The sequence below is a fragment of the Niallia sp. FSL W8-0951 genome (genome assembly GCF_038006525.1).
GTDB classification, from domain to species: domain Bacteria; phylum Bacillota; class Bacilli; order Bacillales; family Cytobacillaceae; genus Niallia; species Niallia circulans.
This window is the reverse complement of the sequence record NZ_JBBOVK010000001.1, coordinates 3165397-3181883: the sequence shown is the minus strand read 5'-3', so window position 1 is coordinate 3181883 and position 16487 is coordinate 3165397. Positions and strand designations below refer to the sequence as shown.

General features: G+C 34.8%; 11 protein-coding genes and 1 pseudogene. 11 read left to right on the top strand and 1 reads right to left on the bottom strand.

From position 1 onward, the window contains the following. Positions 1-2: 2 nt before the first annotated feature. On the top strand, positions 3-1664 hold the full coding sequence (locus NSS71_RS15715) for an ABC transporter permease (protein ID WP_047944411.1): 1662 nt from the start codon (positions 3-5) through the stop codon (positions 1662-1664). A gap of 855 nt (positions 1665-2519) precedes the next feature. Further along, a pseudogene (locus NSS71_RS15710) lies at positions 2520-2633 on the top strand (excalibur calcium-binding domain-containing protein); the annotation flags it as partial. Between the two features lie 355 nt (positions 2634-2988). On the opposite strand, the gene NSS71_RS15705 reads toward NSS71_RS15710, so the two are convergent. Next, complete coding sequence (locus NSS71_RS15705) at positions 2989-4377, bottom strand: PTS transporter subunit EIIC (protein WP_061798088.1); 1389 nt, start codon at positions 4375-4377, stop codon at positions 2989-2991. 300 nt (positions 4378-4677) lie between these two features. On the opposite strand from NSS71_RS15705, the gene NSS71_RS15700 reads away from it, so the two are divergent. From NSS71_RS15700 to NSS71_RS15660, 9 genes are all read left to right on the top strand, one after another. After that, positions 4678-5877: an enolase C-terminal domain-like protein gene (locus NSS71_RS15700; RefSeq protein WP_095320789.1), complete on the top strand. Its 1200-nt coding sequence runs from the start codon at positions 4678-4680 to the stop codon at positions 5875-5877. Positions 5878-5994: 117 nt separating this feature from the next. Further along, positions 5995-6711: a GntR family transcriptional regulator gene (locus tag NSS71_RS15695; RefSeq protein WP_235844466.1), complete on the top strand. Its 717-nt coding sequence runs from the start codon at positions 5995-5997 to the stop codon at positions 6709-6711. 608 nt (positions 6712-7319) lie between these two features. Continuing rightward, positions 7320-8984, top strand: a complete 1665-nt coding sequence (locus tag NSS71_RS15690; RefSeq protein ID WP_095320788.1) for a sugar ABC transporter substrate-binding protein — start codon at positions 7320-7322, stop codon at positions 8982-8984. A 121-nt stretch (positions 8985-9105) separates the two neighbouring features. After that, on the top strand, positions 9106-10062 hold the full coding sequence (locus NSS71_RS15685; protein WP_047943822.1) for an ABC transporter permease: 957 nt from the start codon (positions 9106-9108) through the stop codon (positions 10060-10062). 16 nt (positions 10063-10078) lie between these two features. Further along, entirely contained in the window at positions 10079-10960 is an 882-nt protein-coding gene (locus NSS71_RS15680; RefSeq protein WP_095320787.1) for a carbohydrate ABC transporter permease, read from the top strand. Positions 10961-11028: 68 nt separating this feature from the next. Beyond that, on the top strand, positions 11029-12159 hold the full coding sequence (locus NSS71_RS15675) for a glycosyl hydrolase family 8 (RefSeq protein ID WP_047943823.1): 1131 nt from the start codon (positions 11029-11031) through the stop codon (positions 12157-12159). Between the two features lie 31 nt (positions 12160-12190). Next, positions 12191-13777 carry a glycoside hydrolase family 43 protein gene (locus tag NSS71_RS15670; protein ID WP_095320791.1) on the top strand — a complete coding sequence of 529 codons (1587 nt, stop codon included), beginning with the start codon at positions 12191-12193 and terminating at the stop codon, positions 13775-13777. Then, positions 13770-14375 carry a YesL family protein gene (locus NSS71_RS15665; protein ID WP_047943824.1) on the top strand — a complete coding sequence of 202 codons (606 nt, stop codon included), beginning with the start codon at positions 13770-13772 and terminating at the stop codon, positions 14373-14375. Before NSS71_RS15670 ends, NSS71_RS15665 begins: the two co-directional genes overlap by 8 nt. Positions 14376-14618: 243 nt before the next feature. Beyond that, positions 14619-16385, top strand: a complete 1767-nt coding sequence (locus NSS71_RS15660) for a sensor histidine kinase (RefSeq protein ID WP_341151810.1) — start codon at positions 14619-14621, stop codon at positions 16383-16385. The last annotated feature ends 102 nt before the right edge of the window (positions 16386-16487 follow it).

Sequence of the window (16487 nt, the reverse complement as noted above, 5' to 3'; positions counted from 1 at the left end):
TAATGAGAAACAAGTTTAAATTTAATATTTGGACCGGATCCTCCTTATTTATCCTTCTTACGTATACCGTTTTCCTTATATATCCGGTATTAATGATTTTAATACAAGCGTTATTTATAAATGGTTCCTTTTCATTAAAATACTTTGTTGAGTTTTTCTCTAAAAGTTACTACTCGGAAACATTAATCAATAGTTTTAAAGTTTCTATTTCTGCAACGTTCTTTGCATTAGTAATTGGAATAACTTTAGCTTATTTATTTTCTATGTTTCAGTTTAAAGGAAAAAAAGTGCTGCAAGTATTAATTATTATAGCTTCCATGTCAGCACCCTTTATTGGTGCCTACTCATGGATCCTATTATTAGGAAGAAATGGAGTCATTACTAAATTTTTAGTGGAATATCTTCATTTTCCTCCATTTGATATTTACGGATTTTCTGGAATAACCCTAGTTTTTACTTTGCAGTTGTTCCCGCTGATTTTCTTATATGTTACGGGTGCCTTCAAGAGTATTGATAATTCGATTTTAGAAGCAGCTGAGAGTATGGGATGTACAGGAATAGCTCGGTTTTTCAAAGTGTTATTACCACTGTTGATTCCTACCATTTTAGCAGGAGCTTTACTAGTTTTTATGCGGGCGTTTTCTGATTTTGGAACCCCGATGTTAATTGGAGAAGGTTATCGAACTTTCCCGGTGTTAATTTATACGCAGTTCATTAGTGAGGTAGGAGGAAATGCAGCATTTGCAGCTTCTTTAGCTATTATTGCAATTGTTATTGCCTTAGTAATATTTTTAATTCAGAAGTATGTGTCCAATAAAAACTCTTTTAGTATGAGTTCGCTTCACCCTGTGCAGCCCAAAAGTATGAAAGGATTTAAGAAACTTTTTGTTTATATAGTAGTTTATGGCATTGTATTTATTGCGATGCTGCCACAATTTTACCTGATGTATACCTCGTTTTTAAATACAAAAGGGATGGTATTTCAAGAGGGATATTCTTTTAATAGTTATATAGAAGCATGGGATAGAATGGGATCAGCGATAATTAACACGATAAGGATACCTTTCTTAGCCCTAGTAATAGTAGTTATTTTTGCTATCTTTATTTCTTATTTGGCGGTAAGGAAACGTAACCTATTTACATCATTGATTGATAGTTTAAGTATGATTCCTTATATTGTTCCTGGCACTGTTTTAGGAATAGCCTTATTAGCATCATTTAATACGGGAATAGGTGGAAGTGGAATAATCGCAATTACTGGTACAGCGTTTATTATGGTTATTTCTTTATCTATTAGAAGATTGCCGTATACGATAAGATCATCAGTAGCCTCCTTACAGCAAATTCCACCTTCTATTGAGGAAGCGGCTGAAAGTTTAGGCAGTAGCCGGTTAAATACTTTTATCAAAATAACCGTTCCAATGATGTTGCCTGGCATTATCTCTGGAGCAATATTGAGCTGGATTACCATGCTTTCAGAGCTTTCTACGTCCATATTGCTATATACGGTGAATACCAAAACAATGACAGTAGCAATTTATACGGAGGTAATTCGGGGGAATTATGGTATTGCAGCAGCACTGTCTACAATATTAACGATAATAACAGTTCTCTCTCTCTTAATATTTATGAAAGTATCTAAAAATGATAGTATTACGCTATAACTTTTGCCTATAGATTAACGAGTAGTTGTTTAAGAGAAGTAGATGCAAATCAAAGAGGCTCCCATCTCATCAAATCTGCGTTATATTGGTTTTGTGAGATCGGAGTTTTTTGTATTGAGATAGTAAAATTAAAGGAATATGCAGACTTTGTCGAAAGAATTTTATAGAAATATAGGAAAAACTACCGATAGTAAATTGGTGGGATTTACTTCTTAATGACTACTTTTCAAGTTATAGGAAGAGACTCCTAAATATAATTTTTTGGAGGACAGCATGATTGGCTTAGGACTTATAGGATTATTATTAATGGTATTTGCGCTTATTTATTTCGTTATCTATTTACTTAACAAGGTGAGAGGCAGAAATCCAATTCTTTCAAAGAAAATATTTTATTTTTCCTTAATTGGTGGTTTCTTATTAATGATTCTTTCGGCTTCTTTTCTTGATACAGGAACTCAAGGACAATTACAAGAGGCAAATGGAAAGAATAGCAAATTAGAGTCAAAAGTAAAGGAATTAAAAACAAAAGCAAAAGAGCTTGAAAATAAAGTCGTAGAACTAGAATCAGATAAAGAAAAACTTACAACTGAGCTAAGTGATACAAAAGCTAAGCTCTCTGATAGCAAGAATCAAGAAAAGGAATTTGCAGAATATAAAAAATCACAAGAAGAAAAAATTGCTAACTTAGAAAGTGAAAAGAAGGAGCTTGAAGAAAAAGTAAATAACTTAGAAGACAAAGTGGCTGCGGCGAATACACCATCAAATTCTTCAACGAAAGCTTCGAATTCTGGCAGTACTGCTAGTTCAAAAAATAATAATGCAACTGCTTCTACTGTTAATTCAAGCAATAATAATTTTGCTAATTGTACGGAATTAAGATCTGTCTATCCAAATGGGGTACCAAGCTCTCATCCTGCTTATCAGTCTAAAATGGATAGGGATAAGGATGGGTATGCTTGTGAGAGATAAGAAATCTTTCATTAATTGATACATATTTTAATTGTACTATACATTCTTATGATTAATAGCTGTCTCTTTTTAGAGACAGCTCAGATTGAAGACAAAAGGCATTTAGGAAATGTAAATGGAATTATTATGCATTGATTGGAGTGGAAGGGGTGAGACTCCTGTGGGATCTGCGAGACAGTCTGAGACCCTGCAGGCCTTTAGGCCGAAGCGGCTCAGCGCGAGCCCCACGGAAAGCGAACCCCTGCAACGGAAATCATCTCTTATTTAAAAGAATGTATATTTATAAACTAAGACAAACTCCTAATTACCGAATTAGGAGTTTATCGACAGTCTGAGCTATTTTAGTAGCTAGCATTTAAAGCTTCTGTGTATCAGAAACAGGCTCATTTACATCATTAGTATCAGCTTTTTTAATCGTAAAGTAGGCAATCAAGAAAGCGGTTCCGATGGCAATAATAATTCCAGCTATCGCATATGGGAAGTAAGGACCAACATAGGCAACTAGACTTACGATACTAGAAAGGATATAGCCATATATTCTCACTCCAGCAGCGGCAAAGAAGGTTGCAGCAATGGCACTTCCGATTGTACATGCAATAAATGCTTTTTTATTTTTAATTAATACACCGAATAAAGCAGGTTCTGTAATGCCGAGTAGTGCTGATATAGTTGCAGAAATGATAATCGATTTCTCCATTTTATTTTTTGCTTTAAAGAACATAGCAAAGGTTGCTCCAGCAATTGCCATATTGGTCATAAACATCATTGGCATTAACATATCATAACCTTTATCGGCGAAGTTTTGCAGGGCGATTGGCGTGATAGCATGATGCACTCCGAATACAATTTCAATGGGTCTTGCTCCTCCCATTACAACACCAGCTACTATAGGCGAAATATCAAATAAAAGTTCAATAACATAAGCCAATGCCTTACCGACATAACCACCCAATGGTCCTGTGACAATTAAAGAAAAAGGAATAGCAATAAATAGAGCCAACGTAGGTGTAAATACCGTGCGTAAAACATTTGGCATGAAACGATCCACCCATTTGTGAATATGACTTAACGCCCAAACCGAAAGGATAACAGGTATAACTGTACCAGAATAATTAATAACTGGAATCGGTAACCCGATAAATTGAAATTGACTAATTTCTCCTAATTTAGCTGCATCCAATAAGGTTGGATACATCAGTCCTCCAGCGATGGCAATAGCTAAGTATTGATTGGTTTTAAAGATTTTTGCTGCTGATGCTGCTAAAAAGAATGGTAGAAAGTAAAAGACACCGCTTGCAACTAAATCTAAAATAGTGACAGTTTCACTTTCCTTGGAAAGAATATTTAAAGCAATGAGTCCAGCCAATATCCCCTTTATCATTCCAGCTCCGGCAATAGCAGGAACTATTGGTCCGAAAACACCTGAAACAACATCTAGTAATCTGCCAAAAACTCCTTTTTTCTTGTCACCCTCTTGTGCTTCTGACTTATCCTCATCTATTCCTAACTCATCGATGATTGCTGTATAAAATTTTTGCACATGCGTACCAATAATGATTTGGTATTGATCGCTTTGTAATTGTTCTCCGATTACTCCATCCAGTTGTTTTATTTGCTCTCTTTTTATTAACGACTGGTCATATAAATCGAAGCGTAAACGAGTCATACAATGCCAAACTTTTTTTATATTACTGTTACCGCCAACATATTCAATGATCTTTGAAATCGTGTCTTTTTCCCTCATAGTTTCATAGCATCCTTTCCTTTTACATAAATGCGGAAAACGTATAACTGCACTTTGATTTGACAAGGAAATCATAGCACAGCTCTTTCATTTTTGAAAACGGTTTAAAAAAACCAAAAAAATGAAGAAATCCTTATAAAATAAGGCGTTTATTCGATTTTTTTATAAAATTGGTATGGTAAATTAACGCTATATTATGACTTGCCTAACCAAATTGACGCTTCATTTTTCCTATGTTTAAATTTAAGTATTAATTGGCTTTGATTTGACAAGAAGAAGCAAAGAGAGAAGGAGATTTTGGTGGAACCGACAATCATAACAGATATAAAATCTTTTGTAACCAATCCACATCGGCATAATTTAGTTGTCGTGAAAGTGGAAACTGATAAAGGGATTTACGGATTTGGATGTGCAACCTTTCAGCAGCGGCCTTTAGCAGTTCAATCCATTCTTGACGAATATCTTAAACCTTTACTATTAAATAAAGATGCCAATAATATTGAAGATTTATGGCAGATGATGATGGTCAATTCCTATTGGCGCAATGGACCGGTAATGAATAATGCGATTGCCGGCATCGACATGGCCTTATGGGATATAAAAGCAAAGCTTGCTAATATGCCTCTTTATCAATTGCTAGGCGGAAAATCTAAAAATGCGATTGCCGCATATACCCATGCAGACGGATTAACACTTGATGAACTTTTTGCCAATGTAGATGAGTTAATCCAAAAGGGATATCGTCATATTCGTTGCCAGTTAGGAAAATATGGTGGGAAAAATCAAAAAATGCATTTGACGAACGAACTAAGTGAAGGGGAATATTTTGATCCAGATATTTATATGACAGATGTCATTACCATGTTTAAGGCACTTCGTGAAAAATATGGCTATTCTATTCACTTCTTACACGATGTTCATGAACGGTTATTTCCAAATCAAGCCCTTCAGTTGGCAAAAGAACTGGAACCATATAAGCTTTATTTCTTAGAAGATATTTTGCCGCCTGATCAAAATGAATGGCTTTCCCAACTAAAAGCACAATGTACGACACCTATTGCGACGGGAGAACTTTTTAATAATCCAATGGAATGGAGAAATCTAATCGTTAATCGACAAATTGATTATATACGATGTCATGTTTCCCAAATTGGTGGAATTACCCCAGCACTTAAGCTAGCTGCTCTTTGTGAAAATTTTGGTGTACGCATTGCGTGGCATGGGCCTTCTGATATGACGCCAATTGGGGTGGCGGTAAATACGCATTTAAATATTCATCTTCATAGCGCGGCTATTCAAGAGATTCAGGAACCAGATGAAACGACAATGAAAATGTTCCCGCATTCGGTAAAAGTGCATGAAGGTTATATTTACCCAATTGAAAGAGTGGGAATTGGCGTAGAATTTGATGAGGAAATGGTGAAGGAATACCCTGTTATCTATCGTAAACATGAGTGGACACAAGCACGAATACCAAACGGTGCTATTCATACACCATAATAGAAGTTAAGAGAGAGGTCTTAGTAAAAGGGATCTGTCTCTTTCTTTTATTTTTAAGAAATAAATATATGTTAGAATGATGGGGCGGATGAAACCTATTCTGTTTGAGAGGTAATAATGATGAAAAAAAGAGACTTTATAGCAGAAGATATTTTAAGTAAGATTTATCAAAATAAATACAAAGCCGGCGAAAAGATCCCAACGGAAAGAGAACTGGCAAAACATTATGATGTATCAAGATACACTATTCGTGAAGCACTAAAAAAGCTTGTGAATATAGGGTGTGTAAAAGTTATTCAGGGTTCAGGAATTTTTGTAAAGGAAACACGATATAAAAGCCCTTTAATATATAATTCACTCACAGAAAGAAAGTTTAAAGATATCCAATCAAAAATTATCTATTTTAAAAAAATAGAGGCAGATCATGCATTAGAAAAAATATTTGACTTAAGTGGTAAAAAAACAAAAGTATGGGAGTATAAACGCGTTCGTATTGTGGATTTTCAAAAAATGCAAATAGAAACAACAAGACTTCCTTGTGCCTATTTCCCAGATTTAGAGGAGGAAGCAGTAAAAAACTCCGTTCATGAGTATGTCCAGCAATGTGGCTATCAAATCTCTCATTTTATTACTACCTATAGTGCTATAAATGTCAGTAAAGAAGATGCCGAGCTGCTTAATTGCAAAAAAGGTACAGCTGCTATGAAGATTTTTAATAGAGGAATTCTGCAGAATGGCACCGTTTTTGAATATAGTGAGATGATAAATTTGGACTACTCCGTTTCTTATTTCACTCCATTTAATCCATATAGTCATCAGTATAGGAAGAATTAGGGGGAAATATTTGTTTTTTCCTCCAAAGGAATAGGGACTGTAAACAATGTCCCTTCAGACAGTAGATAAACTCCTGTATTTTGGAAATAGAAGTTTGAGTAAAGTATAGATTATTAATGTCTTTGAATTAGGGTGTTGTTTTCCGCTCCGGGGGTTCGCGCTGAGCCGCGGTCTGCCTTCAGCCTGCAGGGTCTCAGGCTGCCTCGCTATCTCACCCCCCTCTGCTCCAAGCAACGCATGAAAATGGGTTTCTACTTCTTCCATATCTTTTTGTCGACAAACTGTAAGTACTTTAAAATCTCCCATTTATTTGTATATCAATAAAACAACCTTCCATACCTCCTTCACCATATCATTAAAATCCTCTATATTTTTGGATGAAAAATCCAAAAAAATAAGACAAATTAAATAAATCATGGCTTTTTTGTGTAATCTCTTTAGAATGTATGGATGAAAACATTGTTTACATTTGTTATGGTTGATGAAGAAAGCGTTTTCTTTTTGGAGTGAAAAGGGGGGAGGATAAGAAGGACCTTGCTATCTTTAATTTATAGGGAGTAAATACATCTTTATTTTTATTGGTTGAACAATTATCCGGAGGTGTACAGATGAAGAAGATACTATCCGTTTTATCTTTGTTTTTAATAGGTTTATTAGTGCTCTCGGGCTGCGAATCAGATAAGGAAACATCGTCAAATGTGGATGAAAATGGAATAAAAACTTTTACTGCATTTATGGCTGTGCCTGGTAAAGAATTACCGGATGATAATAGAATGATGAATAAAATTGCTGAAAAAATAGGAGCGAAAGCAGATGTTACATGGTTAACAGGACAAACGGCTTCCGAGCGAATCGGTGTAATGATTGCAGGAGGAGAATATCCTGATTTTATTGATGGATCAGATGGTACAGCTGCATTAATCAATGCTGGTGCATTAATCCCATTAGAGGATTATTTAGAGGATTATCCCAATATAAAAAACTTGTATACGGATGCTCAATGGAATCAAATTAGGAATGAGGATGGCCATATTTATATTATTCCGCAATTTGGTGTCGTTAAAGGGCAGAATATGGCAGTTAACCATAGTGATGAAGCGTTTTGGATTCAAAAGCGTATTTTGGAATGGGCTGATTATCCTGAAATCACCACATTAGATGAATATTTTGATCTAATTGAAAGCTATCTTAAAGAAAATCCTACTTCAGAGGATGGCCAGAAGAATATTGGATTTTCCATTTTGTCTGATGATTGGAGATATTTCTGTTTAGAAAACCCACCGCAATTTTTAGCGGGATATCCTAATGACGGAGCTGCGGTTATTGATCCTGTAACAAAGGAAGCAAAAGTTTATGATCAAATTCCAGAAGCAAAAGAGTATTACAAAATCCTAAGCGAGAAATTTGCCAAAGGAATAGTTGATCCAGAAACTTTTACGATGTCTTATGATCAATATATTGCAAAAATTTCTTCAGGGCGTGTATTAGGAATGGTTGATCAATATTGGCAATTCCAAGATGCAGAAACTTCTCTTAAATCACAAGGTTTAGATCATCTAACATATGTTCCGCTTGATTTAGTCTTAGATAAAAATGTTACACCGCAATATTTTAGCCCGCCAACATTAAATGTTGCAAATGGCCTTGGCATCAGCATTAGTAATAAGGATGTTGAGGGCTCCTTGAAGTTCCTAAATGACTTACTTGATCCAGAGATTATGGTTATGAGGACTTGGGGAGAAAAGGGTGTTGATTATGAAGTAGATGATAAAGGTTTATTCTATCGAACCGAAGAACAACGTAAAAACGCAAAAAACCAGAATTATGTAACGAATAATTTTTCTGATTATAATTATTTCCCGACATACACTGGAATGATGGAAGACGGAATCAATGCTGTATCTCCAGGTGAACAGCCAGATGAATTCTATGCTACTTTATCTGATTTGGATCGAAAAATTCTTGATGCTTATGGCTATAAAAAATGGACAGATTTCTTAACACCAGTGAAGGAAAACGCACCTTGGTATCCTATTTATTCAGCGACAAATGGATGGACTGCCAGCACACCAGAAGGAATTTCAAAAGAAAAAATGACGGAAGTAAAGCAGCAGTGGTTACCAAAAGTTATTATGACACCACCAGATAAGTTTGAAAGTGCTTGGAGTGATTACATGGATGCTTATAATTCTCAAGTTGATGTAAAGGCCTATGAAGATGCCTTAACAAAGGAAGTACAACGAAGAATTGAAGTCTCTGAATCTACTAATTAACAAGGCTGGTAATGATTATTTAACGAAATATTGGGATGCGCCCTGAAATATAGGACGTTTTCCCAATCCCTTTCGTATTAAAGAAAGGTGTGTGTAAAAGGTGCAGCAGGAGAAACCGGTAATGTTAGAAACTGTGGTACAGCCATCTCCGAAAAAGGTAAGTTCTTTAAAAAAATTATTTAAAAAATGTAAAGAGCAAAAGGAATTAGTGTTACTATCTATCCCATTTGTAATTTATGCATTAATTTTTTATTATGCTCCTCTTAGTGGCTGGTTAATGGCTTTTCAAAATTATCGGCCAGGAAGAGGAATATTTGAACAAGAATGGGTGGGGTTAAATAATTTTAAATTTCTCTTTTCTGATCCTACATTCATTAATGTAGTCCGTAATACATTAGCAATGAGTATGATAAACCTTGTGCTAGGATTCATTTTTTCCATTGGATTTGCACTTCTCTTAAATGAGGTAAGAAATAAAACAGTCAAAAAGTTTATGCAAACCGTATCGTATCTTCCTCACTTTTTATCTTGGATTATCGTGACAGGAATTGTAATGGAAGTTTTGTCTCCGGAAACAGGCATTATTAATCAATTATTGTTAGTCTTTGGCATAATTGATGCACCTATTAACTTTTTTGCAGATCCCAAATACTTTTGGTGGATTGTAGGCTTTGCAAATGTATGGAAATCAACTGGATGGGGGAGCATTATTTATTTAGCGGCAATGGCATCGATTAATGAAGAACTGTATGAGGCAGCATCTATTGATGGAGCAAATCGCTTAAGAAAAATATGGCATGTTACACTGCCGGGAATTAAACCAACTATCTTTATTCTCTTATTAATCAATATTGGAAATATATTAAATGCTGGATTTGAAGTTCAATATTTATTAGGCAATGGATTAGTTCAAGGAGTATCGCAAACAATTGATATCTTTGTATTAAAATACGGAATTAGCTTAAATAATTATTCATTAGCTACAGCTGCTGGAATATTTAATGGAATAATTAGTCTTACCTTAATCTTCATTGCTAACCACTTAGCGAAAGCAGCGGGAGAAGAAAGACTATTCTAAAGGAGGATGGAGAGTGATGAAAAAGGTCTATTATTCTGATGTACTTTTTGATATTTTAAAATGGATTTTTTTACTGTTTTTTATTCTTGCAACACTGTACCCCATTTTAAATACGCTAGCAGTTTCCTTTAATGATGGATTAGATTCTATTAAAGGAGGAATTTACCTCTTTCCAAGAGAATTAACACTTGAAAACTATATAACTGTATTAAAAAAAGATACGCTTATCCAAGCTTCTATTATTACTGTTGCGAGAACGGTAATTGCCACAATCGTTCAATTATTTCTAACTGCTCTTTTAGCCTATATATTAAGCAGAAAGGAATTTGTATTTAGAAAATCTATTACATTACTTTATATCTTTACTATGTATTTAAATGCGGGTTTGATACCGAATTACCTTTTGATGAGTAAGTTAGGATTGTTAAATAGCTTTTGGGTGTATATTATTCCGGGAATGATAAGTGCGTTTAATATGTTAGTTATCCGCACGTATATTAATGGATTACCGGAAAGTTTAGTGGAATCTGCCAAAATGGATGGTGCATCTCATTTTAGAATATTTATAAGTATTATAATGCCGTTATGTAAACCAGTTTTAGCAACAGTTGCGTTATTTATAGCAGTATATCAATGGAACTCTTGGTTTGATGCGATGTTATACAACGGATTTAATGATCGATTAACTACATTACAATATGAATTAATGAAACTGCTTTCTTCTGTGACGAATCAAGGTGCAAATGTGAATTCCATGAAAAACTCGTCTTCTATGGTCACTCCTACATCAATACGAGCCGCAACCACAATTATTACGGCATTGCCGATTGTTTGTCTCTATCCCTTTTTACAAAAGTACTTTATGAGTGGACTAACAATAGGTGGAGTAAAAGAATAAAGATGTTAAAAATAAATGATGGAGGTGAGCTGCCTTACTATCAGGAAGTGATAGTTCGGTAGATTAATATGGTAAAAGCATTTCAGACGGGAGAATATACTAATTTATTTAAAAAATATGGCTATCAAGAAGAGGAAATTAACAATCGCTTAGCGCTCATTTGGCAAACGCTATTTTTGGGAAAGGAAGAGGAACGAATTTATTATGAAACAGATAATCAGATGGGATATGTGGTAGATACGGGCAATAACGATGTAAGGACAGAAGGTATGTCCTATGCAATGATGTTAAGTGTGCAATTAGATCAAAAGGAAGTATTTGATCGGTTATGGAAATGGACAAAAACATATATGTGGATGGATTCTGGACTCCATGCTAACTATTTTGCATGGTCTGTTTCACCCGAAGGAGTAAAAAATTCCTATGGACCAGCTCCCGACGGAGAAGAATTTTTTGCAATGGCATTATTTTTTGCTTCGCATCGCTGGGGAGATGGAGACGGAATTTTTGAGTATTCAAAAGAAGCGAAAGATATTCTCCACTATTGTATTCATAAAGGAGAAAACAATGATGGCTTCCCGATGTGGAATCCTGAAAATAAGCTTATTAAATTTATTCCAGAAGTAGAATACTCTGATCCATCTTATCATTTGCCACACTTTTATGAACTCTTTTCCTTATGGGCAAATGAAGAGGATCGTGATTTTTGGAAGGAAGCAGCTGAAGCGAGTAGAAGCTATTTGCTAAAAGCATGCCATCCAGTTACGGGGCTTACGGCAGAATATGCCGATTATGATGGAAACCCCTACTATGACAGCGAACATTTCTACTTTTATAGTGATTCGTATCGGGTAGCGGCTAATATTGGGCTCGATTACGAATGGTTTGGCAAAGACGAAGAATTAAGAAATTGTGTGGCAAAGATTCAAAAATTCTTTTGTGAAACAGTCAAAGGGGAAGAGGATTACGTTTATGCTATAGATGGAACAAAGGTGGAGCAGAAGGTGTTACATCCTGTTGGACTATTAGCAGCAAATGCGATGGGTTCCCTTGCAACAGCAGGAAAGTTTGATTATGCGAAAGAGTGTGTAGAGAAATTTTGGAATACCCCACTTAGAACGGGAGAGCGAAGATATTATGATAACTTTCTTTATAGCTTTGCGTTTTTATCGTTAAGCGGAAATTATAGAATATGGTAGTGCTATTTTTGAGAAGAAGGGATGATTGGCAGTGCAGACTTTTCAGAATCCAATTTTAAAAGGATTTTCGCCTGATCCATCTATTTGTGTAGTTGGAGATGATTATTATATGGTTACGTCCACTTTTTCTTATTTTCCTGGTGTTCCGATCTACCATAGTAAGGATCTTGTTAATTGGGAATTAATCGGAAATATATTGGACCGAAAATCGCAGCTTCCCCTATCAGATGTTACACATTCTCAAGGAATATTTGCACCTTCTATTAGGTATAACAAGGGAATTTTCTATATGATAACGACAAATGTTCCGAAGGGTGGAAACTTTATTGTGACAGCAACTGATCCAACAGGACCCTGGTCTGATCCATATTATTTAGAAGGAGCAGAAGGAATCGATCCAAGTCTATTCTTTGATACAGATGGAAAAAGCTATTATGTAGGGACAAGGCCAAATCCCAAAGGAGTGCGCTACAATGGAGACTGGGAGGTATGGCTACAGGAAATAGATCTTCAATCCATGAAACTGATTGGAGTCAGTACAAAACTTTGGAAGGGTGCTCTAAGAGAGGCAATCTGGCCAGAAGGACCACATTTATATAAGCGGAACGGTTATTATTATTTAATGATTGCAGAAGGTGGCACTTCATTTGAACATTGTGTCACGATTGCGAGAAGTGAAAAAATTGATGGTCCGTATATAGGAAATCCATGTAACCCTATTCTTACACATAGGCATCTTGGACGTGATTATCCTGTATGTAATGTAGGGCATGGCGACTTAGTGGAAACAGCGGATGGGCAATGGTATATGACTTGTCTTGCAAGTCGTATTTTTGACGGATATAGCAATTTAGGCAGAGAGACATTTCTAGCAGAAGTAGTCTGGGAGAGTGATTGGCCAGTCATTAATCCGGGATTAGGAAGGTTAGCAAGAGAGCAGATGCACAGGCTGCCACTTTTTCCAACAGAAACAGTAAATCCTCGAATTCTGTTTGAACAACCTTTAGATAAGCGGTTATTATTTTTAAGAAATCCTGATATAGAAAAGTATGTTTTTGATGAAAGAGACGGTTGGTTAAGAATGTACGCTTCCCCACATACAATCGCAGATATTGCATCCCCTTCTTATATAGGGATTAGACAACAATCCATGTGGTATACGCTTAAAACGAGGCTGGATTTTATACCTCAACAAAATGGGGATGAAGCCGGGCTTGTCATTCTGCAAAATGATCGTTATTCTATTCGCTTTGTCTCAGGATTGTTTGATGGAAAAAGAGAATTGAGAGTCATAACAAATTATAATGGGGAAGAGAAGCTGGAAGAACGTATAGTAGAGGATTCTCGTAATTTAACCTTAAAAATAAGAGGCGATTGTCAAAAACTTCACTTCTATTATTCTCAAGAAGATGGCGAGGAAATAGAAGTGGTGAAGAATATAGATGCACATATCCTAAGTACGGAAGTGGCAGGAGGATTTGTTGGTTGTACAATGGGAGTTTATGTAACTAGTAAATCGGATCTTACAAACATTTGTTATGCAGACTTTCAATGGCTGGAGCAAGTAAACGAGGAAGTAGAAATGCGTATAACAGAAAAGGTGAAACTGTATGAATAGATTAATGAATGGAATATATATGAGGAGATTGACAAAGGTAGCCAATTTATTATACTTAAGTCTTCTTTGGACAGTATTCTCGTTACCTATCATTACGATTGGGGCATCCACGGCTGCATTATATTATGCAGCCCACTATGCAATTAGAGAGGAAGAGGGATATATATTTCAGCAATTTTGGAAAGCGATGAAAAGTAGCTTTAACCAGGCTACTATTACTTGGATATTTTTTGTAGCTGTCATTTCTGTGTTTTACTACAATAGCCTGTTTTTAGGGGCACAAGCAAATGGGAGTGTTGTATCTATAATAGGGCAGACAATATTTCTTCTACTTATCCCTTTGGCATGTTGTTGTTTTATCTATGCTATCTCCTATATAGCGAGATTTCAGTCCCCATTAAAAATTGTTTGGAAAAACGCGGCCATTTTAGCCATCAGCCATTTGCCTAAATCGCTATTTCTATTAACACTTCTAGTGCTTTTTATATTTAGTATATGGCTATTACCAATTTTAGTTGTAATCATTCCTGCTTTTTTCTCCTATATGATAAGTCGCTATATGGAAAATATATTCTCCAGTTATTTGAAAGAAAAATAATAGGTGATTGTAGTAAAAAGGAGAGGGATCAAGTTCAGATTATAACTAATTCTTCAAAGAAACATAGCAATAATGATTTTATGAGAAAATCTATAAAGTAACAGTAAATAAATGGTAGAATACACATTATAGAAAACGTTTACAATTAGTAGGCTAGCAGTCGCTGTTGTTTATTATTTCTTTCTGATTATGATAGATAATAGCCTTTAGCTTTACTATTTGTGTAGAGCTTAGTTTGGAAGGATGGGAAAAAACTTGCTTGCTCTGCTTCTGAATAATATTAAAATAAAGAAAAAAATGATTCTAATTTATTTATTAGCTGTAGTGATTCCTATTGTTCTTACTAATTTAGTCATTATCCATTCCATTCGAGAAAATGAGGATATCCAAAAAAATAAATCAATGGAGATTACGATAGAACGGCTGAAATATCATCTTAATGAGAGCTTCAACGAGATTACGGAAGTATCCAATTATATTAGTAGAGATTTGAAGATCAATGAATTTCTCCAAAAGGAGTATAAGGATAATGTAGATTATTATAGTGACTATATTTCACTTGTTCAAGAAAACATCATTAATAATTTTTATGTATCCCAAGCATTGGAAAGTATTGAAATATACACTACTAATCCAACTATTATTAACGGTGGGGTTTTTTGGAATTTGCGAGCGGTCGAGCATACGAATTGGTATAGAATTTACAAAGAGAATAATCAGAACATGGTTTTATATCCATATTATGAAGAGAATAAACAATTCCCACCAAAGTTAGAGTCGAATCGAACGATCAGTTTTATAAGAGAATTACCGAATGGAAGCAACGGATATAAAAGTATTGTAAAAATAAATATTAATTATTATCGATTATTGGCAAATATCAAAAATGAAGATACGAGTAATAATATTGTAATAGCGTATAATGATCAGGTTATTTTTAGTAATCATGGTTCAGAGAAGAAGAATACTATATTCCGAAAGTTAGAATCAAAAGAAAAATCCAAATTTAATCTATCTGATTCTTTTCTAGCAATCAATGATCGATGGGATATCTATATATCTAATAATCAGACTAATATTTTTGATCTCATTGAGAACAAGAAAACCGTACTACTTGTGTTAATAATTTTTAATTTTCTATTTCCCACACTTGTTATTTTGCTTATTAATAAGTCTTTTCAAGATAGAATTGCTCTAACAGAGCAGCATTTATTGAAAGTAGAAAAAGGGATATTCGAAAGAATCAATATAAATGAAGGGAAAGATGAAATAGGTGATTTAATAAGGAGTTATAATTTCATGGTGGTTAAAATCGATGAATTATTAGGTGAAGTGTACAAAAAAGAAAGAGAACAGCAGAAAATAGAATTAGCCAAAACAAAAGCAGAGCTTAATGCGCTTCAAAGTCAAGTAAATCCACATTTTCTTTATAATACGCTTGATAGCATCAGAATGAGGAATTTATTAAATGGTGATCGAGAAAGTGCAACAGTTATTAATGAATTAGCACAGTTATTTAGAAGAATGACCAAATGGAGTGATTCATATTTTGTTACTGTCGAGGAAGAATTAGCATATGTCCAAAGATACTTAAATATTCAAAAATATCGTTTTGTAGATAGATTGAACTTTTCTATCTATGTAGAAGAGGAATGCAAGGAGCATTATATTCCAAAGATGCTGATATTAACTTTTGTGGAAAATGCCTGTATTCATGGGATTGAGAAAAAGAAAAATGGAGGAGAAATTAGCATCATCGTCTCTACACAAGAGAATGCTATTTATATTGAAATTTTAGATAGCGGAGTTGGGATGGATGCAAAGAGATTAAGGAAAATAAGAGAGTCCCTTGAGAAAAATGATGTGACAACATCCAATTGGGAAGAAAGCACAGGAATCTTAAATGCCTATTTACGGATAAAAATGCACTATCAAGAGGAGGGGGAATTAGAAATTGAAAGCCAGAATTACACTGGAACAGAAGTATACATTAAGTTACCCATTATATAGAGATTAAGCTTGGCAGCATATTTCCAGTACAGGTGTTAATTACTTTTTCGTTTAGTGTTTCTTTCACAAATTCATTTTGAATAGGAGAAAGGTCATTTAGGA